This window comes from Sorangium sp. So ce124 (assembly GCF_051525235.1).
Lineage (GTDB): Bacteria > Myxococcota_A > Polyangia > Polyangiales > Polyangiaceae > Sorangium > Sorangium atrum.
In genome coordinates, this window is the sequence record NZ_CP150312.1 from 7,842,833 (window position 1) to 7,863,661 (window position 20,829).

Consider the following 20,829-nt stretch of genomic DNA (forward strand, 5'->3'; position numbering starts at 1 on the left):
GTGGGCGCGCGCGCTCATCCCTGCGCCGCGTCCCCGCGCGCGCGGGCGATCGTGTGGATGAGCTCGTGCGCGTCGAACGGCTTGTGCAGGCACGCGTACCCGCCCTTGCTCATGATCGCGTTGACCATCTCCGGGACCGCGTGGCCGGTCATGGCGATCACCGTGACGCGCTTCTTCAGCCCCCGCATCTGCGCGCACGTCGTGACGCCGTCCTGATCGGGCATGACGAGATCGAGCACGCAGACATCGATGCCCCGCTCGCTGACGTACTGGACGGCGGCCCGCCCATCATGAACGGCGAGGGCCGACAGCCCCGCGGCCCGGAGCACCGCCACGATCGAGTCGGCGACCTTCGGGATGTCGTCCACCACGAGGACGGCCGGCGAGTCCACCGCGCGAGCGACGATGCGCGCGAGGTGGTCCATCGAGAACGGCTTGTGGATCACCGTGTACACCCCCTCGGCGATCGCCTCCTCGATGAGCTTCTCGAGCGCGAACGCCGTCATCAGCACGACGGTGAGCTCCGGCTGGATCCTCTTGAGCTCCCGGAACGTCTCGACGCCGTTGAGCCCGGGCATGCGGATGTCGCTGATGACCAGCGTGAACGCCTGCTGCCGGACGAGCTCGAGCGCGTGGATGCCGTCCCTCGCCTCCACCACCTCGTAGCCCTCGAGCTCGAGGCTGGCGGCGAGCGTGACGCGCATGCCCTCCTCGTCGTCGATCACGAGCACCCGCTTGCCCCGCTGCGCGGCCTCCTGCACCTGCATGGCTTGCCCCCCCGTCATGCGCCCTGAGTTCCGGTCGGCGAAAGGGATGGCTCCGCGGCCTCCGGCTCCTCGCGCACCGGCAGCCGCACGACGAAGGTCGTGCCGTTGCCGAGCGCGCTCGTCGCCGCGATCGTGCCGCCGTGCCGCTCCACGATCCCGGCGCTGATCGCCAGGCCGAGGCCCGTCCCCTTCAGCTTGGTGCTGAACAGCGGCTCGAAGATCCGCGCGAGCGTCTCCTCCGAGATGCCCGTCCCATCGTCGACGACCGAGAGCGTCACCCCGTCGCCCGTCCGCTCCGCGGCGATGCGCACGCGCCCCTCGCGCTCGGCCGGGATCGCCTCGGCCGCGTTCTGGATCAGGTTCACGAGCACCTGCCGGAACTGGTCCTTGTCGATCTCCACGACGGGGAGCGTGTCCGGCACGTCGTTGTCGACGCGCACGCGCGGCGGGATCTCGACGACCGAGATGGCGTCGTCCACGAGGGGCCTCAGCGCGCACGCCGCGAAGCGCGGCCGCCGCTCGCGCGCGAAGTCGAGCAGGTTGCCGATGATCTTGGTGCACGCCGCGAGCTCTTTCTCGATGATCGAGAGGAACTGCGTCACGCGGGGCTCCGCGCCGAGCTCGGTCCCGGCGAGGCGCTTCTTGAGGTAATGGTTCGCGTTCCGGACGGCGCCGAGCGGGTTCCTCAGGTCGTGCCCGACGCTCGCCGCGAGCTGCCCGACCGCCGCGAGCTTCTCCATGCGCATCCTCGCCTCCTGGGCGGCGCGGAGGCTGGACGCCATGTGGTTGAACGCCGCGCTCATCCGGCCGAACTCGTGCTCATCGAGCTCGGGGAGGCGCAGCTCGAGATCCCCCCGGGCGATCCGCCGGGAGCCGTCGATCAGCGTGTTGAAGCCGCGGTCCACCGAGCGGAGGAGCCGCCCGAGCAGCACGACGAGGACGATCAGCGCGCCGCCGGTCGCCGCCGCGCCGAGCAACGCGATTCGCGCCCGGAGGTGACGCTCGTCGTCGAGGATCCTGGCCACGTCGCGCTCCGCGTCGTGCACGGCCGCGGTGATGTGCGGGAGGAACGCCGCCTTGTACTCGCGGTCGGAGAGCTTCACGAACATCTCGTGTCGCTCGTTCGTTCGCTCGCGCTCGACATGGATCGTGGCCGCCACGCCTTCGGCGATGCGCTCGAAGCTCTCCCGCATGAAGTGGATGTGCTCGATCTCCTCCGACGATTCCTCGTCGCTCTCCCTGATCTCCTCGTCGGCGCTCATCGCCCTCTTGCGCGCCTCGATGGCGTCGAGATCCCGCGCCGTGGCCTCGCCCGCGCTCGTGAGCTCGGCGCTGAGGCTGCCGTGGAGCACCGACTTGACCGCCTCGTTCATGTAGCGGCTGGCGTTGCTGGCGAGGGTGACGTGCAGCCTCAGGTCGTCGTAAGACGCCTCGGCGCGCCGCTGGAAGATGAGCATCTCCGCGATGGCGAAGTAGAAGGCGCCGCCCGCGACGAGGACCGCCGCCAGCGCGACGCCGAAGATGGCGGCCAGTGTGGCTCGAATGCTCATGGGGAGCGGCTCCTGCTTGCGTGCTTCACGTGGTCGTCGCCGTCGCCCGCGAGCTCGATCTCCCTCGTGAAGAGGAGCATGAGCCCGGCGTCGGGCGTCTCCCCCGCGAGGCCGAGCTCGAGCGCGGCGCCGAGCTCCAGGCCGGGCGCGGGGTGCCAGAGCACGCCGGGCGCGACGAGCAGCGACGTGGTGTCCTCGAGCTCGGCGGCGAGCTCCAGGGTCGGCACCACGCCGCCGAGCGGCACGATCACGCCCAGCGAGGCGCCGGGGCTGAGCTCCGTGGCGTCGCGCCCCGCGGCCGGGAGCCGGATCTCGGCCGACGCGGAGATGCCCACGTGGACGCCCCCGATCGCCTTGTCGAGGCTCACGAACGGCTCCAGCGCGTACCCCGGCGCGCCGAGCCCGCGCGCGCCGGCGGGGAGCCCGGCCCCGAGCCCCGCGGACAGCGCGAGCCCGAGCCCCCGCTCGTTGACGAGGTTGTACAGGGCCTCCAGCTCGACGGAGCCGAGCCCGGCCACGACGCCGCCGTCCTCGCGCGCGAGCTCCAGGGGAAGCTCTCCCCCGAGCTGCAAGCGATCGGTGATACCGAGCTCCAACAGCAGCGGGATGCGGAAGCCGACCTGGCGCCCGTCGCGTTCCCACCTCGGCGCGCTCGTGATCTGCAGCTCATGCGCCTCCTGCGGAAAGGCCGTCTCGCCGAGGAACAGCTCCTCGATCGGCGGCCGCACCGGCTCGTCCTCTGGCTCCGTCCGCTCCGGCTCCACGGGCGCGGCCGCCGTCGACGCGACCAGGAGCGAGACCAGCGAGGCCCGGGGGCGCGCGCGCCGCGCGGAGGTCCTGGCCGCTGGCTCCCGGGCCGCCGGCGGGCGCCGCGCGCGCCCTGCGGGCTGACCGCCCACGCTCACGGGGCCGGCTCCGATCCGACGTCGCCGAGCACCGGCGTGGCGGCGAGCGGCAGCGCGATGACGACCGACGTGCCGGGCGCCCGCTGCTCGACGGCGAGCGTCCCGCCGTAGCGGCGGGCGACCCGCCTCGCGATGTTCAGCCCGAGGCCGGAGTGACCCGGCTTGGTCGTGTAGAACGGCCGCAGGATCGCCTCGCTGTCCGCCTCGCACGGGGCACCCGCCGTGTCCGTGACCTCGATGCAGTACCGCGCGCCGCTCGCGGTGCCCCGAACCGTGACCACGCCGTCCCCCGGCGTCGACGCCACGGCGCTCTCGATCAGGCACCGCACCGCGACGGCGAGCTCGATCGGATCCGCCTCGACGTCGCCGTCCTGAGCCGAGAGGACGATGCGGGCCCCGGACGTGCCGATGCGCGCGCACGCCGCCGCGCGGCGCACGCAGCCCGCCGCGCTCACGCGCACGCTCCTGCGGGTGAAGACCCTCGCGGCGTCGACCGACTCCTCGAGCCGCGCGCTCGCCGCGACCACCTCCTCGTCGATGATCCCGAAGAACTCCTCGATCCTCGGATCCGACGAGTAGGCCGCATCGCGCGCGACCTTCCGCTTGATATAGAACGACGCATTCCGGACGATCGCAAAGCGGTTGCGCAGGTCGTGACGCAGCACGGACAGGATCTCGTCCGCGACCGCAGCCTGCTCCGCTGCACCCAGGGGATCCCAGCTGTTCATGCCGTTCCTCGCTCCTCGGCCCTCGCGAGCGGCGCGGCTCGCGTGTCGCCGCCGACGAGGAGCACTCGAACCCTTCTCTGCACCATCGCGCCAACGCCGCCGTCGCCTCGACCGTGTGAGAGCTCGGGATGAGTTCTTAAAGACACTGACACAAACGCCGTCTCCCTGGGGCCATCGCGCGCCCGAGCCTCGCGCCGCTGCGTCGCGGACGCACGAGAGCACGCCTGGCTGATCCGTGCCATCGGTCACGTCTTCACGTCTGCACGTCTGCACGTCTGGTGCGACGCCACCCCTCAACCAGCGTCACCCTTGATAAACATACGTGACAAAGTTTGTGTCAGTCAACGGCATAATAATGCCCTCCACAGCACATCTCCGTTCACCGGATTTCCGTCCACCTTCCGCCCTCGTGCTCCTTGCGCTGCCTTAACCTGCATTTCCCTGCCTCACCGTGATTGCCTTGGTTGCCCGGACAACTGGCCAATTCGTCGCTGGACATCGCCGTGTGTCGTGAACGAACCGCCGCGGCTCTCCTCTCCACGAGCGTTGCGTCGGTGCGATGGGTGGACAGGCGGACGCGCTCGACGGCGCGTCCTAGACTCCGATGGCCGACAGCCGGCAGACGCGCCGTGTGCCGACCGACTCACGACCACCGGCGCGTCCCGGGGTGACGCCGCCAGGAGCGCGCCGAGCGCCGCGTCTCCAGGCGGCAGCCGCTCGCGCCGGCACCCGCGTGGCCCTCGATTCTGCCACTGCTTCAGATTTGCGATGGGTGTGCTCTGGAGCGCGCCCTGGCAAGCAGATCCGAAAAAAAACGGCTATCCGTGATTGGTTTGGAGCCGTTCCCGACACAGTGACGCGAGCCGTGCTCGCACCCCGTCGCCCCCGCCGCTCGCCTCGTCGGCGTTGCCTTGCCGCTCCCGGCGCGCCCTGCGCGCGCAGCGGCGCGCGCTCGTCGTGCCGCTGGCCTGGCGCCTCGACAGAACGTGCCGTGACGGCCTGCGGGACCGGGAGGCGAAGGGCCAGCGCCATCCGGCGTGGATGGGGCTGGTGCTCGTGTCGTGACTGGAGGAAAGGCATGTTCATGGACTGGAACGTTCGATCGGCCGCGCGCGCGCGCGGCCGGATGCTTGCCCGGGTGTCCTGTCTCGCGCTGCTCACCGCCGCCTGTTCCGCCGATCCGGAGACGGCAGCGGGCGGCGCCGGCGGAGGCGGGGGGACGGGCGGCGCGGGCGGGAGCTCGCAACCAGAAGCGAGCAGCTCGAGCGCGAGCGCGGGCAGCACCGCGATCTCGGCCGGCTCCACGGGCGGCGCGGGGGCCGGGGGCGACGCGCCCGCCGGCTCGGGAGGCTCGGCGGGATCTTCAGGTGGGCCGAGCGGCAGCGGCGGCGCGGGCAGCGGCGGCGCGGGCAACGGCGGCGCGGGCGGCGCGGGGCCGCTGCAGGACATCACGATCTGGATCGCGGGGGACTCGACGGTCGCCAACGGGCAGACCCCCTGCCCGACCGGCTGGGGTGGCCAGTTCGCGGCCCTCTTCGACGAGCGGGTCACCGTGGTGAACAGCGCCGTCGGGGGCCGCAGCGTGCGCACGTGGCTCTACAACGTGAAGACCACCATGGATAGCGCGGGGGAGTGCGAGCTCGAGCGTGACTCGAGCGGCGAGCCCGTACTGCAGAGCAGGTGGGTCCAGATGCTCGACGGGATGAAGCGGGGCGATTACCTGTTCATCCAGTTCGGCATCAACGACGGCTCGAGCACGTGCGATCGGCACGTGGGGCTCGACGCCTTCAAGTCGAGCTACGGGATGATGGCCCGCGCCGCAGAGGAGCGAGGCGCCCAGCCCGTGTTCGTGACCCCTGTGAGCGCGATCTCCTGCAACGGGAGCACGGCCCGGGGGACGCGCGGCGGCTACGTGACCGCGACCCAGGAGGCGGGCAAGGAGTACGGCGTGCCGGTGATCGACCTGCACGCGCTCAGCATTGCGCTCTACAACACCCTGGGCTTCTGCCCTGTCCCCGGGGGCGACGTGAGCGCGACGACCAGCGGCCCCGTCGGCGAGTTCTTCTGCGATGATCACACGCACTTCTCGCGCTCCGGCGCGGAGCAGATCGCGAAGGTCATGGCCGGCGCTGTCCGCGATCAGAAGCTCGGCCTGGCTGCGTACCTCGAGTGATCCCCGCCGGCGCGCGCCGGCCAACGCCGCGCCGCCCTCGCGGCGCGGGCCCCCTCGGAACCTGACGAATCGTACAGGCTGACCTCGCTGTCGCCGGCGGCGACCGTCAGCTCGACGCCCGGGTAGCTCTACTGCGGGAGCTTGGCGCCGTCGAACTTGGCGCCTTCGAGCTTGGCGCCAGTGAGCTTCGCGTACCGCAGGTCCGCGTCGCGGAGGTCGGCGCCGCGGAGGTCGGCGCCGTCGAACTCGGCGCCGGTGAACTCGGCGCCGGCCAGCTTCGCTTCGCGGAGGTCGGCGTTCGAGAAGACGACGCGGCCGCAGCGAGCGCCTTCGAGATCCGCCCCGCGGAGGTCGGCGCGGCGGAAGACGCAGTCGTAGAGATCGACCCCCTCGAGGCGCGCGTTCGAGAGCTTCGCCTCTTCGAACGGGATCACCATGAGGTTTGCCTTTCGCAGGTCGGCTCCCGTGAGGTCGATGCCCGAGAGCTGCACGAACCCGCCGCTCAACGTGCGCCAGCGCGACCGCCAGCGGTTCCAGCGCTCGATGCCGTCTTTGACCTCACCTCGCAGCATCGCGCGCGACTCTTCGAACGTAGGGAGCAGCATCTCGATGAGCTTCTTCTCGCTCAGCGTGATGACCTTGTCGCCCTTGGCGATGCGCGCGTCGATCTCGGTCTCCGCCTTCGACGGGACGTGCTTCGCGTACGGAATACGCGCGCCGACGAAGTGCGTCGCCTCCTTCGCCTTCTTCGCGACCGCGCCGCCGAGCTCGATCAGCATGTCTTCGCGGAACTCGCGCGATGTGCGCACATCCATCGCCGAGCTCTGGAATTTGCCTGCGTAGAGGATGCATACCCCGGCGAGGCGCTTCTCGAACATGCCCTGCGGCTTCTTCTCCGCCAGCGGGGTGAAGCCGAGATCGAAGGGAGCGACACGCTCCTTCGTGCCTTCGATCACGCGGATGGCGAGGTTGCCGTGCCCGTCGATGTGCGCGATCTCGGTTCCGTCCTCGGAGGCGGTGAGCGGGAGGATCTCGAAGCCGTGGAACTCAACGTCTTCCGGAGCCTCGGGCTCGTCGAGCCATTTGCCCGTCTCGGCGTCGGCCGTCCTCGTACGGCCCGCGGAGTCGACGACGACCGCGCGGGCATCGTCGATGAACGCGACCTGCCCGAGGCGCTTGTCTGGATGGGAGAGGGTCGCTGTCACCTCACCCGAACGCGGATCGATGAAGACGAGCGCGCTGTCCGACGAATGATTGCTGATGTCACGATCGATGCTGACGGCGATCCATCCGACGCGCGAGACGGCGACGCCGCCGCAGTACTCGGGCGCACCGCTCTCCAGCTCGATCGTATGGACGGGTGTCTCCGGATCGTCGAGCCGCCAGATCCGGACGGCGTCGGACACCGAAACGGCCCAGGTGTCGTCGGACCCGAACGTGCACGCCGACACCTTGGCGTCGTGCGAGAGCGCCGCCGCGCGGACGCCGCGCGCGCGGTCCCAGAGCTCGACGTTCGACGCGACGGGGAGCATCACCGTCTTTCCGTCGCGCGAGACCGCCACCACGCCCTGGGGAGAGCTCGCGTCGTTCGCGAAGATCGCCTTGGCCTCGTCGGTGATCTCGCGCACCACGAAGGCGTTTTCGGGCTCGACGATGAGCAGCTCTCCCTGCGGGAGGTTCGCGAGCGCCGCGGGACCCCTCGCGCGCCGCTCGCTGACCGTGCCGTCGGCCCTTCGCCAGGACCAGATCCCCGACGAGCCGGCGACGACGATGCGCTCGCGGCTCAGCGCGATCGCGTGCGGCGCGTCGATCCCGAGCTCGCTCGAAGCCGGCTCACCGTCCGAGGTCCAGATGCCGATTCCAGACGCCGTCGAGCCTGCGGCGAGCCACTTCCCGTCGCGCGAGAGCGCCATCGCGGGGCCTTGACCGTACGCGTGGTGGCGAGGCGTGCGGACGCGACGGATCTCCGCGCCGCTGCGCTTCCACCAGCGAAAGTAGCGATCGTTGCCTTGCGAGATCACCGTCTTGCCGTCGGCCAGGAACGCGAGCCAGCGACAACCGGCCGGCCCCCCGTCCTGCTCGCCCGAGCCGTAATCTTCCTGGAAGCGATGCGAACCCAGGAGGCGAACGGGCTCGAGCGATGCGCCGTCCCAGAGCTGGACGTCGCCTTGTCCGTGGCCGCCGGCGAGCACGCTACCCTCGGGTGAGAACGCGAGTACGAGGATCTTGGAGCTCTTTCGCTGGGCGAGCTCCTCCTTCGACTTGCGATCGAAGACGCGGACGATGCCCTTCTGTCCGCCGGTCGCGAACGTCGCTCCGTCGGGTGAGAAGGCGAACGCGAAGATCTCGCCTGCCGGCTCGCTCAGGTCGTGAAGTCGGTCGCCGGTACGCGCGTCGAAGACGCTGGCGACGGAGTCTCCGCCGTAGGTCGCGACGATCGCGCCGTCGGTGCTCACGGTGGCGAAGGCGAACTTCTTCGTCGCCTTCTCTCCGAGCTTCCACGAGAACTCGCCGTCCTGACCGAGGCGCGCGATGGATCCACGCGCCCACAGGAGAAGGTCGCCGTCAGGCAACGCGGAGACGCCAGTGAAGCAACCGGTCACCGTCTGCTCGTCGAGGGCACGACCGTCGTCGACGGCGAAGCGATGCACCTTCGTGCGCTTTTCGCCGGTCACGAGCGCGACGAGCGTCTTGGAGTCCGGAGAGAAATCGAGACCAGTGAAGTTGCCGGGCGCGTTGAAGCGGGTGGCGCCGAAGACCTGTCGGATCATCGAACCCATCTTATTCGGATCCGTTACCTTTCAGCGCCCCATCGGTCGTTATTTTCGGACGTGAATCGCTCCGTCAGAACCCGATGTCCTCGCGGATGGCGACCACGATCTTGCAGTGGTTCACGAGATCGTCCGTCGTCTTGACCTCGGTCGTGTAATTGAGGCCGTACGGCCAGAAGTGCTGCGTGTCCGCGTGCACGACGTCGCTCTCGTTGCCCGTGATGGCCCTGAGCTGGCGCGTCGCCGCCTCGCCCGTGAAGACGCCGTCCACCACCAGCGCGCCGAACTCGCGGCTGCCGACCCCCACGGTGTGACCGATCTCGTGCATGGCGGTGATGTAGTTCATGGAGCTCGTCGCGCCGAACCTGATCGATCCATTGACGTTGCCGTCGGCCGTCGCGACCGACGGCACGTAGGACACCGACAGGCGCTTCTCGATGCTCGTGTGACAGTTGTAGTACGACAGCGCCTCATCCATCGCGCTCGTGATCTTGTCGTAGGCAGACTGCTCCTCCGCCGTCGGCGAGGCGACCTTCGCGAGCGTGTAGGTGATTCCCCCCGTCCCCGGGCAGCCGGTGCCCGCGCCGCCCGCGCCGCCGTCGCCCGCGCCGCCGGTGCCCGCTTCGCCCGCGCCACCCGTGCCGCCGGTGCCTGCGCCCGCACCGCCGGTGCCTGCGCCGCCCGTGCCCGCTTCGCCCGCCCCCGCGCCGCCGCTCCCCGCGGCGCTGCCGCCCGTTCCGCCGTCTCCTCCGGTCGCGCCGCCTCCCGAGGTCTGTCCGCCGGAAGCGGCCGCGCCGCCGCTCCCGCTGGCGACGCTGCCGGCGTCCGCGGGGCTGTCACCCGAGCCCGCGCACGCGACCGGACCAGCCGCCGCCAGCGCGAGCAAAACGATGTGGGTCGCCAGTTGCCTCAGCATGTTTCGTGCTCCTTCCGCAAAGGATTGAAAAGCATTGAATCGTCGCTCACCGTCCGAGGAAAGCTCGCGGCTCCCCTCGCGCGTCGCGCGCCGACGAAGTCCGCGATCTGCCCTCTCACCGGCCGTGCCAGAGGTCAATTCGCCGCTGTTCGCCGCGACTTGCCCGGTCGCCGCGGCAGCAGCCACGATAGAAGTTTGTAGCCGAGTCGAACTCAAGAGGAACTCGGCCGCCGCCCCGCGAGGGGCGCGCTTGCGCACGCCGGCCCGCCTCCACGAAGCCAAGCCCGACGGAGCCGGCCGGGCGCGAGCGCCTTCCGGGGTTTCTTCGCCGGAGGCACCGGAACCCGGTCGGCATCGACGGACGTCGACGGAGTACCACCCTATATGAACCAACGTGAGCAGCGAGGTCGGCCGCGGACGAGCTGTGCTGACGAGATCGACAGCCGCTCTGTCCAAACGCTTCATCGATGAGGCGGGCCGACCGGCGCAGCGCGCCGCCTTCCCCGGATCACGCCCGCTCCCCCGGCCGCGCCGGGCCGCCCGATGGAGGGAGATGGGATGAGCCACAGCGCCATCGCGTCGGGCGCCGTGTTCCAGGAGCGCTACGAGATCGTCTCCGCGCTGCGCGAGAGCGGCTTCGCCGACGTCTACAAGGGGCGTCAGCTCGCCACCGGACAGGCGGTGGCCATCAAGGTCATGCACCCGATCCGGGGCTGCAAGCCCGCCGACGTCGCGCGGCGCTGCGCCCGCTTCCACCAGGAGGCGCGGTTCTGCGCGCAGCTCCACCACCCCAACATCGTCCGGCTCATCGACGCCGGACAGGCGGACGACGGCACCCTTTATACGATCTTCGAGTTCGTGCCCGGCCAGAACCTGGCGGAGGTGCTGGCCGAAGAGATCGCCCTCGATCCGCGCGAGGCGCGGTACCTGATGCTCCAGGTCCTCGACGCCCTCGGCTGCGCCCACGCGCAGAACGTCGTCCACCGCGACCTCAAGCCGAGCAACATCATGATCGTCTCGACCGGCGCGCGGCGAAACGCGCTGGTGCTCGACTTCGGCATCGGCGCGGTCATCGCCGGGGCCATGGAGGGCGTCGATCCCAAGCTCACCCCGAGCAACGAGATCCTCTGCACGCCCGCGTACGCGGCGCCGGAGCAGCTCCTCGGACAGCCGGTGAGCGTGCGTTCGGACCTGTACGCCTGGGGGCTCGTCTTCCTCGAGTGCCTCACCGGCAGGCCGTCGATCACCGGCAGATCGGTGCAAGAGGTGCTCTTCCGGCAGGCCAGCCCCGAGCCGATCCCGATCCCCCCGGCGCTCCTCGGGCACCCGCTCGGCGCCCTCCTCCGGCGCGCGACCCTCAAGGACATGTCCGCGCGCGTCGTCACGGCCTCGGGCCTGCTGCGCGAGCTCGAGGCCTGCGACGTGGACGCGCTGAGCCGCGAGGACCTCGCCGAGCCCGCGCGAGCGCCGCGCTCGCCGTCAGCCCCGATCCGAGGCGCGGCGGACGCGAGCCCGTGGCGCCGCGTCGCCAGCGAGACGGCGCCGCTCGACGCGCCCCCGCGGGAGCCCCGGGCGCTGCCCGGCGACAACGCGGCGGCCGAGACGATGCCGTCTCCTGCCACGCCCCGGCGCGTGGAGGCGCCGGCCACGCAGGGGCCCGAGGGACCGGAGCTGGAGCGACCCGACGGCGAACGGCGGCCCCTCACGGTCGTCTGCTGCACCTTCACCGCCTCGGGCCCGGGGCTGAAGACCACCGACGTCGAGGAGATCGACGATCTGCTCGACGAGCAACAGGACGTCTGCGCCGAGATCGCCCGCCGCCACCGAGGGCGCTTCGCCGGCGCGCTGGGGGATCAGGTCCTGCTGCACTTCGGCTATCCCTCCGCGCAGGAAGATGACGCCCGGCGCGCCGCCCGCGGGGCGCTGGAGATCGTGGCGGACGTGAAGGCGCGCAGCGCGCGGCTCACGGCGGCGCGGGGCGTGGCGCTCGAGGTCCGGATCGGGCTCCACACTGGCCTCGTGGTCGCAGGCCAGCTCCAGCGGCACACGCAGCACCTCGGGACGACACCGCAGATCGCGGCCCGGCTGAGCGCGATCGCGGCGCCGGGCACGGTCGTGGTCAGCGGCGAGACCTTCAGGCTCCTCCGGAGCCGGTTCGCGCTCGAGCCGATGGCGCCGCCCGATCTCTCGTCCGTCGCGCGCCCGCTCGCTGTCTACCGCATGGGGCAGGAGATCCCTCCCCCGGCCCAGGACCAGGACATCGCCGGCCGCGACACTGAGCCGCTCATCGGTCGGAGCCAGGAGCTCGATCTCTTGCTCCAGCGCTGGGGCCAGGTCCGGCAGGGCATCGGGCAAAGCATCCTCATCACCGGCGGCCCCGGGATCGGCAAGTCGCGCCTCACCGGGGAGCTCGCCCGGCGGCTCCGCGGCGAGCGGCACAGCTGCCTCGAGTGCCGCTGCGTGCCCGATCAGCGGAGCAGCGCCCTCTACCCGTTGATCGAGCTCCTGGAGCGGCTGATCGACACAGGCCGGGACGACGCGACGGGGCGCCGTCTCGCCCGGCTCGAGGCGCTCCTCTCGCGCCGCGGCTTCGATCTCTCGGAGATGGTGCCGCTGCTGGCGGCGCTGCTGTCGATCCCCCTGGAGGGGCGCTACGCCGCCCCGCTGGATCCGCCGCCGCGGCAGAAGGAGCGGACGCTCAACGCGCTCGCGACGATGCTCTTCGACATGGCCGAGGAGCAGCCCGTCCTGTTCGTGGTCGAGGACCTGCAGTGGGCCGATCCGACGACCCTCGAGTGGCTCGGCGTGATGATCGCCGACGTGCCGTCGGCGCGGCTGATGGCGGCCTTCACCGCGCGGCCCGAGTTCTCGCCGCCGTGGTCGATGTCGGGCATGCTCCAGATCCAGCTGAGCCGCCTGGATCGGTCGGACGTCGAGCACCTGGTGGCGCGCCTCGCCGGCGGCCGCGCCCTGCCTGAGCCGGTGCTGGCGCAGGTGGTCGACCGGACCGACGGCGTCCCGCTCTACGTCGAGGAGCTGACGCGGATGATGCTCGAGTCCGGGGCGCTCGTGGAGGAGGGGGACCACTACCGCCTCGCCGAGCCGCTCTCGGCGCTCGCGATCCCCACGACGCTGCGGGGCCTCCTGGTGGCGCGCCTCGACCGGCTCGGCAGGGCCAAGGAGACGGCCCGCATCGCCGCGGCGCTCGGCCGGGAGTTCTCCCAGGACGTGCTCTGCGCCGTGTCCACGCTCGACGGGGAGCATGTCCAGGAGGACCTCGAGCGGCTGATGGCCGCGGATCTCATCCACAGGAAGCGGCGGCTGAACAACCCGACGTACCAGTTCAAGCACGTGCTCATCCGGGACGCGGCCTACGAGTCGCTCTCGAAGCGGAGCCGGCGGAAGGTGCACGCCACCATCGCCCGGACGCTCGAGGCGCGCTTCCCCGAGATCGTCGCGGCGCGGCCCAACCTGCTCGCGCACCACCACGCGGCCGCCGAGCAGCTGGAGCGGGCGATCGCGTACGCGGAGATCGCGGCCGAGCGCGCGCTGAAGCGGCCCGCGAACGCCGACGACACCGAGGCGATCGTCCACGTGACGCAGGCGCTCGGCTGGCTGTCGGCCATCGCGGACGCGCGGGAGCGCGCGCTGGCGGAGCTGCGCCTGAACAGCCTGCTGATCCTCGCGCTCATCGGCCGGCGCGGGTACATGCCGAGGGAGCTGGAGGCGGCGGTCCACCGCTGTGAGGAGCTGAGCGACGAGCTCGGGGAGAGCTCGATGACCCCGCCGACGCTGTGGGCGATGTTCTGGTACCACCACATGCGGAACCATCGCCCCGAGGCGCGGGCGATCGCCGAGCGGTGGCTCGACCTGGCGAGGCGGTCGCAGGACACCGGGCAGCTGGTCTCGTCGATGGTGCTGCTGGGACAGTGCTCGTTCTTCGAAGGAAAGCTCGCAGAGGCCCGCCAGCAGCTCGATGGCGGCATCGCGCTCTACGACCCTCGGGCACATCGGGAGCACGCATTCTTCTACGGCGTCGATGTCAAGGTCTGGGGCCAGTACACGCTCGCTGTGGTGCTCTACCTGATGGGCTTTCCAGCCCAGGCGCTCGCCCACGGGCAGGCCGCGGTGGCGTGGGCGCGCGAGCTCGATCACCTGAACAGCGTCGGGATGGCGCTGCTCCACCTGGCCGGCGTCTACCACTATGGCCGCGAGCGGGCGCAGGTCGCCGCGGTGACCGACTCCGTGCTGCAGCTGACGGAGCATCATCAGCTCTGGTTCAAGGTGCACTGCTGGGCCCTGCGCTGCTGGGCGCAGCGCGATCTCGAGCAGCTGAGGCAGCACGTCGAGGTGATCCGGGACGCCGGCCAGAAGACAGGCCTGCCGTACTGGCTCTCGCTGGTGGCGGAGCTCGAGGCCGAGCGCGGACAGCACGAGGCCGCGATCGAGCAGCTGGCGAGCTGCCTTCTGCTCGCCGAGGAGTCGGGGGACGTGTACTACCTCCCGGAGCTCTGCCGCCTGAGGGCGCTGTCTCTCCGCGCCTCCGGCGCCGACGCCGAGCAGGAGCGCGAGCGGTGCTTGCGGCGATCGATCGCTGTCGCGCGCGAGCAAGGCGCGCGAACGTTCGAGCTGCGCTCGACGCTGGCGCTCTGCCGGATGCTCGCGCAGCAGGGCCGGCGCGACGAGGCGCGCCGCCTGCTCGGGGAGATCACCGACTGGCCCGCGGAGTGCGCCGATCTTCCCGATTTTGCCGAGGCGCGAGCGCTGCTCCAGGAATTGACCGATTGATCTGCCCCGGCGCCGCCTCGGTCGCTCTCATCGCGTATGCATTTATCTGCATTGGATGCGCGCAGGGCTCGACGGCGCGCGGCGCCGGTTCCATGAGCCTCATATCCCACGCCAGGACCTGCGGCGCCGGCAAGTGGAGGGAGCCATGTTTTCCCATCAGTCATCCAAGTACACGTCCAGGATGCCGAACACCGGCGGCGATCCCGCGCATCACGACGAGGAGGCGCGCCCCCCGAGCGAGCGAGGCGCGATGGAGGAGGGTCTCCTGGAGCTGGAGGGAGCGTGGCTGCGCGCCGTCGCGATCTGCTGGGAAGACCCGACGCAGCTCGATCGGCTGAAGAGCGACCCACGGGGCTTCTTGATGGCGTGCTGCGGCTATCGGCTGCCGCCGGGGATCGACCTCACCATCCGCGAGGCGCGGGAGCCAGGCTCGCCGGGCGGCGACGCGCTGCGCTTCTGCGAGCAGCGCAAGGGCTGGGACCCGTCGGCGCGCGCCATCACCCTCTATGTCCCACCGTCGCCGGAGCTGGACGATCAGCCTGTCGCGCTGGCCGAGCTCGCGAGCGACCCCGGGTCGGTCGGCGTCATCTGCTGAGTCATCCGTCGATGCCATAGAAGCTGGCGGCGTTGTCCCAGAGGATCTTGCGGAGGCCCTCGCCGGGTAGCCTGCGGCGGAGCGCGAGCGCCCGCTCCACCATGCCTGCGTCGTGATCGATGTGGGGGAAGTCCGTCCCGAAGATCGCCCTGTCCTCGCCGAGCCACGGGATGGCCTGCTCCAGGCACGGCTCGTCCGGCTCGATCTCGACGAAGCACTGGCGGCGGAAATACGCGGACGGGTCGCGGCGGACGTGCGGCGCGACCTCCTCGGCGAGGCCCCGGTACTCGATCTCGTCGAGGCGCCAGAGCCAGTAGGGCAGCCACCCGCAGCCGGCCTCGAGGAAGGCCACCCGCAGGCCGGGGTGGCGCTCGAGCACGCCGCCCTCGATCAGCGCGAGCAAGGCCATCATCTGCTCCATGGGATGCGAGCAGGCGTGCAGGGCAAAGCGTGTGCGGAAGCGATCGGCGCCGGCCGCCGGCAAGGAAGAGTGCGTGCCCTCGTGGATGGCGACAGCGATCGAGCGCCGCTCGCACTCGGCCCAGAACGCTTCATACGCAGGGTCGCCCAGCGTCCGCCCCGCGACGGGGTTCGGCCGGAGCACGACGGCGCGGAAGCCGAGCGCGGCCGCGCGCGAGAGCTCGGGCACCATCTGCGCCGGATCGTGCGGGCTCATCAGGGCCACGCCCCGGAGGCGCGAGGGGTCGTGATCGCAGAAGCCCCGTAACCACGTATTGTACGCCCTGGCGAACGCGCTCCCCAGCGCGGGCTCCAGCCCGGTCATGCCGAGCAGCGCCAGCGCGAGCGTCGGATAAAGGAACGCCACGTCGATGCCCTCGCGATCCATGTCGTCGAGCTGCGCCCGCGGCTGATCGAGCGGCCCGAGCGACGCGAGCGCCCCGAGCCGCCGGCGGCCGGCAGCGGCGATCACGCGCCTGGTCCGCGCGCTCATCCGGTGATGGACCGGCCGGCCATCCACCATCGGCTGCGGCGGGAGCCGGAGCAGCCCCTCCGGCCCGAGGTGCGCCACGCGGTCGGCCAGGGGCTCGCCCTCGCCTGCGTACGCGAGGTAGGGCGCGTGAGCGCGGAGCTCCGGATCGAGGTGGTCCTTCCACAGATCGAGCGGCTCGATCACGTGACGATCTGCGTCGAGGATGCGATAGCCGTCGCGCACGGGACATCTCCTCTTCTGCCGCTGCTGAATCCCTTGGACCTGGCCTGGTGCCGCGGTCAGAAATCCTGTCAGCATTTCTGCGACGACGCCGCGAATCCGGACAAAATTACAATAATTTCAAATAGTTCTATATCGTTTAAGGCCGAGCCAGTCTCCGGCGTGACCCGACGCGCCGCCTGTAGCCGTCGTGTCGCTCGCTGCGGACGGACGGACTGATAGACCGCGCCGGGCGCTTGGCCGTTCAGCGCATGGGCGAGCGACGCGTCGTCGCACGGTGATTCTGCGTCGCCGGTAATTCTGCACGAATCACCCGAATCACTCGGAGAGCTGCGTCGAGGGAATACCCTGTCGCAACGCGGGGTTTGGCATGCTGGAAAGCCCTGCCGAGGAGACCGGGAACGGGGGGTTGCGAAGGGCTCGACCCAACGGCCCTCATCGGTCCCGAGTTCGCCGCCCCGTTTGCGGAGACCCGTGCGCCGCTGCGGGGCGGTTCGAGCGCGCGGTCGAGGTCCAATGCGCCGACGCTCTCGAGCGGATCATTCCGCCCACACCCTCTCGCAGTGACAGCGCAATGCGAGCCCGGTTGCTTGCATGGCCCACCAGGCGGGGCCATATTCGTCCAAAGTGACAATCTCCCCGCAAGCGCGCTTCTCAAACTCACCCGTCGTGCGCCATGGCGTACCCCTCATTGCCGGCGCAATCGCATTGACACTCGCCATCAGTGTTCCTTCAGAACTTCCGCTGAAGCTCCCGCTCATCCAGCTTTACGCGATGCTCATCATTGCCAGCGCATGGCTTGGCGGATTCTGGCCGGGGCTCGTCGCCACGGTGTTTTGCACTGTTGGAGCCAGTTACTGGCTCGAGCCGCGCGGGCTCTTGCTCCAGATCCACCATTCAGTCGACGTTGTCGCGCTCGTCCTGTTATTCCTGATCGGGACGGCGCTCAGCGCTCTCGGCGAGAACGCACGCAAAGCAGTCCGCTACGAGCGCACCTCGCGCGAGCTGGCCGAGAAGGTCGCCGAGGCAGAGCGCTCCGCTGCGCAGGCCAGGGAGGACATGCTCTCGATGGTCGCTCATGACCTGCGCGATCCGCTCGGCGTCATCGATCTGAACGCCGCGCTGATCTCGAGGGCTTCGACGGCAGAGGGGAACGCGGAGATCTCGCGGCGCGCGGCGCTCGTTCACCGGACGGCACAGCGGATGGAGGGCATCATCCGCAACCTGCTCGACGTCGCGCGGATCGACGCTGGAGGGTTCTCCCTCGACATGGCGACTGAACCCGTGGAGCCTTTGCTCGCCGAAGTGGTCGAGGCCCACGTCGACCACGCAAAGGTGAGAAACATCGAGCTCCAGCACGATGTTCCGGCAGGGACCCCGCACATACTCTGTGACCGTGCTCGAATCCACCAAGTGCTCACCAACCTCGTGATCAACGCGATGAAGTTCACGTCGACCGGAGGGAAGGTGGTCCTACGTGCCGGCGTCTCGGGGCGCTTCGTGCGATTCAGCGTGACGGATACGGGAGTCGGGATCGACGGCGACGAGCTGCCCCGAATATTCCAGCGTTACTTCGGCGAGAAGCGCACGCGCGGCGGGGGAATCGGACTAGGGCTCTTCATCTCCAAATCGATCGTGGAGGCGCACCATGGCACCATAGAGGCTGAGAGCAGGGTGGGCCATGGGTCGACCTTCTCGTTTACCGTGCCTATCATCGCTCAAGCCAGCGCCACGGAACCGACGACGACGAGCGCAAGCGGCTCGGGGAACGGGTAGGCTTCGCTCGGCCAGGCGCGCGCGGCGCAGGGGCTCGTCGCCCTAGTAGGTCGCGCTGTAGCGCTCGATCGCCTCGCACAGCGCGCTCGCCCTGGCCTGGGCGGGGGGCGGCCCTTGCCGCCGCTCGTCCGGTGGAAATCGCCGAACGCAGGGGCGTCCCCCGCCGGCCCAGCACGGCCGCGCGCCCGGCCGGAAGACCGGGCCGATCCACGGCTCGACCCCGCCGGGCTTGGAGACCTCGCCGTCGAGCGCGGCGACGAGCTCGCCCGCCGTCCGCCGGCCGTCGAGGAGCGGCCTCAGGAGGAGATAGACACGGCCGCGGAGCATGGTGCGCTCACGCTCGCCGATCAGGAACACCGTCTCCTTGTCACCACCGAGCTCGACGTTCAGGTGGTGCTTGAATTGCAAGGTGCTGCGGGTGCATTGGACGCGTTGGAGGCGCGGGGTGCGTGGGATGCGCTTCATGAACACCAGACCCTGATGGACAAAGCTGGTGGGTCACGCCCGCCGGAGACGCCCGTGCTGGTGCGCAATTCAGCGTCAGCGGGCGCCTGCCCGGAGCGCGGGCGGGCGGGCTCGCCGGCGCGCGCCGCGGCAGCGCGCGGGCGGGCGCGACGCGCCGCTCGCGAGCCAGGAGGCGAGGTCGTGTGAGAAGGGGGTGAGCAGCGTGGCAGTCATTCGCGAGACGGACATCGGCCCGGAGACAACGCCGCTGTCCAGCAGCTTCATCGATGCGATCCAGGGTGTCAGGCAGGACGATCGACGCGTCGCCCTGCTCGTCTACCACCGCGACGGCGCCGAGCGCGCCGTGCTGAGCCCGGGCGTGCCGGTCGTGATTGGCCGCGCGCCGCCGTCGCAGGTCCAGATCGGCGACGTCAGCCTCTCGCGCGAGCACGCCCGCTTCACCCAGTCCGGCGACAGGGTCGTCATCGAGGACCTGCGCTCGACCAACGGCACATGGCTCGGCGGCGAGCGCATCACGCGAGGCGAGGTGAAGCCGGGCGAGGAGGTGATCCTCGGGAAGGTGGTGGTCGCCGTCCGCTCGATCACGGCGGCCGAGGACGAGCTGCCAGGGCTGATGAGCCACGAGCAGCTCCGCGTCGCCCTCGAGGAGGAGGTGAAGCGCGCGCGGTACTTCGGGCGGAGCTTCGCCGTCGTGATGGCCCGGGTCGCCCGCCAGCCCGGCGCCCACGTGAGCCACCTGTTCCCGCGCGTGCGGGCGCTGCTGCGCCCCGTGGACCGGATCGCGCTCTACAGCTCGGACGTGGTGGCGGCGCTGCTGCTCGAGGCCGGGGCCGAGGTGGCGCTCGACGTGGCGCGCGCGCTCGCCGCGCCGCCCGGGGGCGGGTCGCCCGTCGTGCTCGCGGGCTTCGCGACGTTCCCCGACGCGGGGACCGTGGCGGAGGAGCTGCTCGATCGGTGCTGGAGCGCCGTGCGCAGCGCGACGGTGGAGCAGCCGGTGCGCTCGGCGCCGGGCGGGACCTGGAAGAGCAGCCCGGGCCCCGGCCACGCCGAGCCGGTCGTCGTGAGCCCCGCGATGCGCCGCGTCTTCGAGATCGTCAAGCGGGTCGCGCGCTCGTCGATCCCGGTCCTCCTGCTGGGCGAGACGGGGACGGGCAAGGAGGTCGTGGCGCGGGCGATCCACGACAGCGGCCCGCGGAGCGGCAAGCCGATGGTGTGCGTCAACTGCGGGGCGATCCCGCAGCAGCTCGTCGAGAGCACGCTCTTCGGCCACGAGCGCGGCGCGTTCACCGGCGCGTGGCAGCAGCAGCGAGGGGTGTTCGAGGCGGCCGACGGCGGGACGGTCTTCCTCGACGAGATCGGCGAGCTGCCGGCCGTGGTGCAGGCCGCGCTCCTGCGCGTGCTCGAGACGCGGCAGGTGACCCGCGTCGGCTCGAACAAGCCGATCGACGTCGACGCGCGCGTCGTCGCGGCCACCCACCGCGACGTCGAGGCGATGTGCGCGTCCGGCGCGTTCCGCAGCGATCTGCTCTACCGCCTGAACACGATGACGATGACGATCCCGCCGCTCCGGGCGCGTCCGGAGGACATCGAGCCGCTCGCGCTGCGCTTCCTCGACCAGGCGAACCAGGCGAACGGCCGGTCTGTCCGCGGCTTCGACGCCGGATCGCTCGCGCGGCTCCGGGCGTACTCCTGGCCGGGGAACGCGCGGGAGCTGCGGAACGCGATCGAGCGGGCCGTGGTCATCGCCGAGGGCGAGTGGATCGCCGAGCAGGATCTGCCAGAGCGCGCCCGGGCGACGCCCACCTCGGAGCCGGCGGCGGAAGGGGAGCCGCCGTACCAGGTCGGAGAGCTCACGGCCGCGCCCGCGGGCGGGGACTACCTCAAGACGCGGCTGCAGCGCTGCGAGGCCGAGCTGATCGTCGAGGCGCTCCGCAAGGCGAGCGGGAACCAGACGGAGGCGGCGCGCGCGCTCGGCATGCCGCTGCGCACGCTCGTGTACAAGCTCAAGGCGCTCGGCATCAAGCGGCTCGGGTACGCGCCCCCCCGGGAGCCGTAGCGCGCGGTCGGGGAGCGGCCAGCCGCACTGGCTGGCCGCTCCGCCCTTTCCTTCCCGGGAGCCGCCTTCGATCCTTCGATGCTGACGAGCGACGCGTCCCCCTCCCTCGCTGGACAGCGTGCGAAGCCAGGAGACGATCCAGTGCATGGCGTTGGGGTTCTCCGGAAT

The 20,829-nt window shown here is 70.8% G+C and carries 13 protein-coding genes; 5 read left to right on the forward strand and 8 right to left on the reverse strand.

Annotation, left to right across the window (positions count from 1 at the left end; translation table 11 throughout):
* Positions 1-14: 14 nt before the first annotated feature.
* From WMF19_RS29340 to WMF19_RS29355, 4 genes are read right to left on the reverse strand one after another with little or no spacing between them, the layout of a single operon-like run.
* Positions 15-785 carry a response regulator gene (locus tag WMF19_RS29340; RefSeq protein ID WP_437893368.1) on the reverse strand — a complete coding sequence of 257 codons (771 nt, stop codon included), beginning with the start codon at positions 783-785 and terminating at the stop codon, positions 15-17.
* Entirely contained in the window at positions 782-2,317 is a 1,536-nt protein-coding gene (locus tag WMF19_RS29345; protein WP_437893369.1) for a sensor histidine kinase, read from the reverse strand. Before WMF19_RS29345 ends, WMF19_RS29340 begins: the two co-directional genes overlap by 4 nt.
* Positions 2,314-3,222, reverse strand: coding sequence for a hypothetical protein (locus WMF19_RS29350; protein WP_437893370.1), 909 nt, complete (start codon positions 3,220-3,222; stop codon positions 2,314-2,316). The genes WMF19_RS29345 and WMF19_RS29350 overlap by 4 nt, the downstream gene beginning before the upstream one ends.
* Complete coding sequence (locus tag WMF19_RS29355) at positions 3,219-3,950, reverse strand: sensor histidine kinase (protein WP_437893371.1); 732 nt, start codon at positions 3,948-3,950, stop codon at positions 3,219-3,221. Before WMF19_RS29355 ends, WMF19_RS29350 begins: the two co-directional genes overlap by 4 nt.
* A 1,084-nt stretch (positions 3,951-5,034) precedes the next feature.
* Between WMF19_RS29355 and WMF19_RS29360 the strand changes: the two genes are divergently transcribed.
* Positions 5,035-6,123: a GDSL-type esterase/lipase family protein gene (locus WMF19_RS29360; RefSeq protein ID WP_437893372.1), complete on the forward strand. Its 1,089-nt coding sequence runs from the start codon at positions 5,035-5,037 to the stop codon at positions 6,121-6,123.
* Positions 6,124-6,251: 128 nt separating this feature from the next.
* On the opposite strand, the gene WMF19_RS29365 is transcribed toward WMF19_RS29360, so the two are convergent.
* Together WMF19_RS29365 and WMF19_RS29370 are read right to left on the reverse strand one after the other, a co-directional pair.
* Positions 6,252-8,894 (reverse strand): pentapeptide repeat-containing protein, encoded by a 2,643-nt coding sequence (locus tag WMF19_RS29365; protein WP_437893373.1) that lies wholly within the window; start codon positions 8,892-8,894, stop codon positions 6,252-6,254.
* Between the two features lie 73 nt (positions 8,895-8,967).
* Positions 8,968-9,810, reverse strand: a complete 843-nt coding sequence (locus WMF19_RS29370; protein WP_437893374.1) for a hypothetical protein — start codon at positions 9,808-9,810, stop codon at positions 8,968-8,970.
* Between the two features lie 558 nt (positions 9,811-10,368).
* Between WMF19_RS29370 and WMF19_RS29375 the strand changes: the two genes are divergently transcribed.
* Positions 10,369-14,598, forward strand: coding sequence for a TOMM system kinase/cyclase fusion protein (locus WMF19_RS29375; RefSeq protein ID WP_437893375.1), 4,230 nt, complete (start codon positions 10,369-10,371; stop codon positions 14,596-14,598).
* A 145-nt stretch (positions 14,599-14,743) separates the two neighbouring features.
* Complete coding sequence (locus WMF19_RS29380; RefSeq protein ID WP_437893376.1) at positions 14,744-15,193, forward strand: BMA_0021/BMA_0022 family TOMM bacteriocin; 450 nt, start codon at positions 14,744-14,746, stop codon at positions 15,191-15,193.
* A 1-nt stretch (position 15,194) separates the two neighbouring features.
* Here the strand turns inward: WMF19_RS29380 and WMF19_RS29385 are convergent, their stop codons facing one another.
* On the reverse strand, positions 15,195-16,367 hold the full coding sequence (locus WMF19_RS29385) for an amidohydrolase family protein (protein ID WP_437893377.1): 1,173 nt from the start codon (positions 16,365-16,367) through the stop codon (positions 15,195-15,197).
* Between the two features lie 591 nt (positions 16,368-16,958).
* Between WMF19_RS29385 and WMF19_RS29390 the strand changes: the two genes are divergently transcribed.
* Positions 16,959-18,140 carry a sensor histidine kinase gene (locus WMF19_RS29390; RefSeq protein WP_437893378.1) on the forward strand — a complete coding sequence of 394 codons (1,182 nt, stop codon included), beginning with the start codon at positions 16,959-16,961 and terminating at the stop codon, positions 18,138-18,140.
* A 42-nt stretch (positions 18,141-18,182) separates the two neighbouring features.
* Here the strand turns inward: WMF19_RS29390 and WMF19_RS29395 are convergent, their stop codons facing one another.
* The gene (locus WMF19_RS29395; RefSeq protein ID WP_437893379.1) at positions 18,183-18,548 is read right to left on the reverse strand and encodes a hypothetical protein; all 366 of its coding nucleotides are present in this window, start codon (positions 18,546-18,548) and stop codon (positions 18,183-18,185) included.
* Between the two features lie 259 nt (positions 18,549-18,807).
* Here WMF19_RS29395 and WMF19_RS29400 point away from each other — a divergent pair, with 259 nt between their 5' ends.
* Entirely contained in the window at positions 18,808-20,661 is a 1,854-nt protein-coding gene (locus tag WMF19_RS29400) for a sigma 54-interacting transcriptional regulator (RefSeq protein WP_437893380.1), read from the forward strand.
* Positions 20,662-20,829 lie beyond the last annotated feature (168 nt).

Bases quoted from the DNA above. Each gene is read 5' to 3' on its own strand.
- WMF19_RS29365 (WP_437893373.1), bottom strand. From the start codon at position 8,894: ATGATCCGACAGGTCTTCGGCGCCACCCGCTTCAACGCGCCCGGCAAC.
- WMF19_RS29345 (WP_437893369.1), bottom strand. From the start codon at position 2,317: ATGAGCATTCGAGCCACACTGGCCGCCATCTTCGGCGTCGCGCTGGCG.
- WMF19_RS29380 (WP_437893376.1), top strand. From the start codon at position 14,744: ATGTTTTCCCATCAGTCATCCAAGTACACGTCCAGGATGCCGAACACC.
- WMF19_RS29360 (WP_437893372.1), top strand. From the start codon at position 5,035: ATGGACTGGAACGTTCGATCGGCCGCGCGCGCGCGCGGCCGGATGCTT.
- WMF19_RS29390 (WP_437893378.1), top strand. From the start codon at position 16,959: ATGGCCCACCAGGCGGGGCCATATTCGTCCAAAGTGACAATCTCCCCG.
- WMF19_RS29340 (WP_437893368.1), bottom strand. From the start codon at position 785: ATGACGGGGGGGCAAGCCATGCAGGTGCAGGAGGCCGCGCAGCGGGGC.
- WMF19_RS29375 (WP_437893375.1), top strand. From the start codon at position 10,369: ATGAGCCACAGCGCCATCGCGTCGGGCGCCGTGTTCCAGGAGCGCTAC.
- WMF19_RS29355 (WP_437893371.1), bottom strand. From the start codon at position 3,950: ATGAACAGCTGGGATCCCCTGGGTGCAGCGGAGCAGGCTGCGGTCGCG.
- WMF19_RS29370 (WP_437893374.1), bottom strand. From the start codon at position 9,810: ATGCTGAGGCAACTGGCGACCCACATCGTTTTGCTCGCGCTGGCGGCG.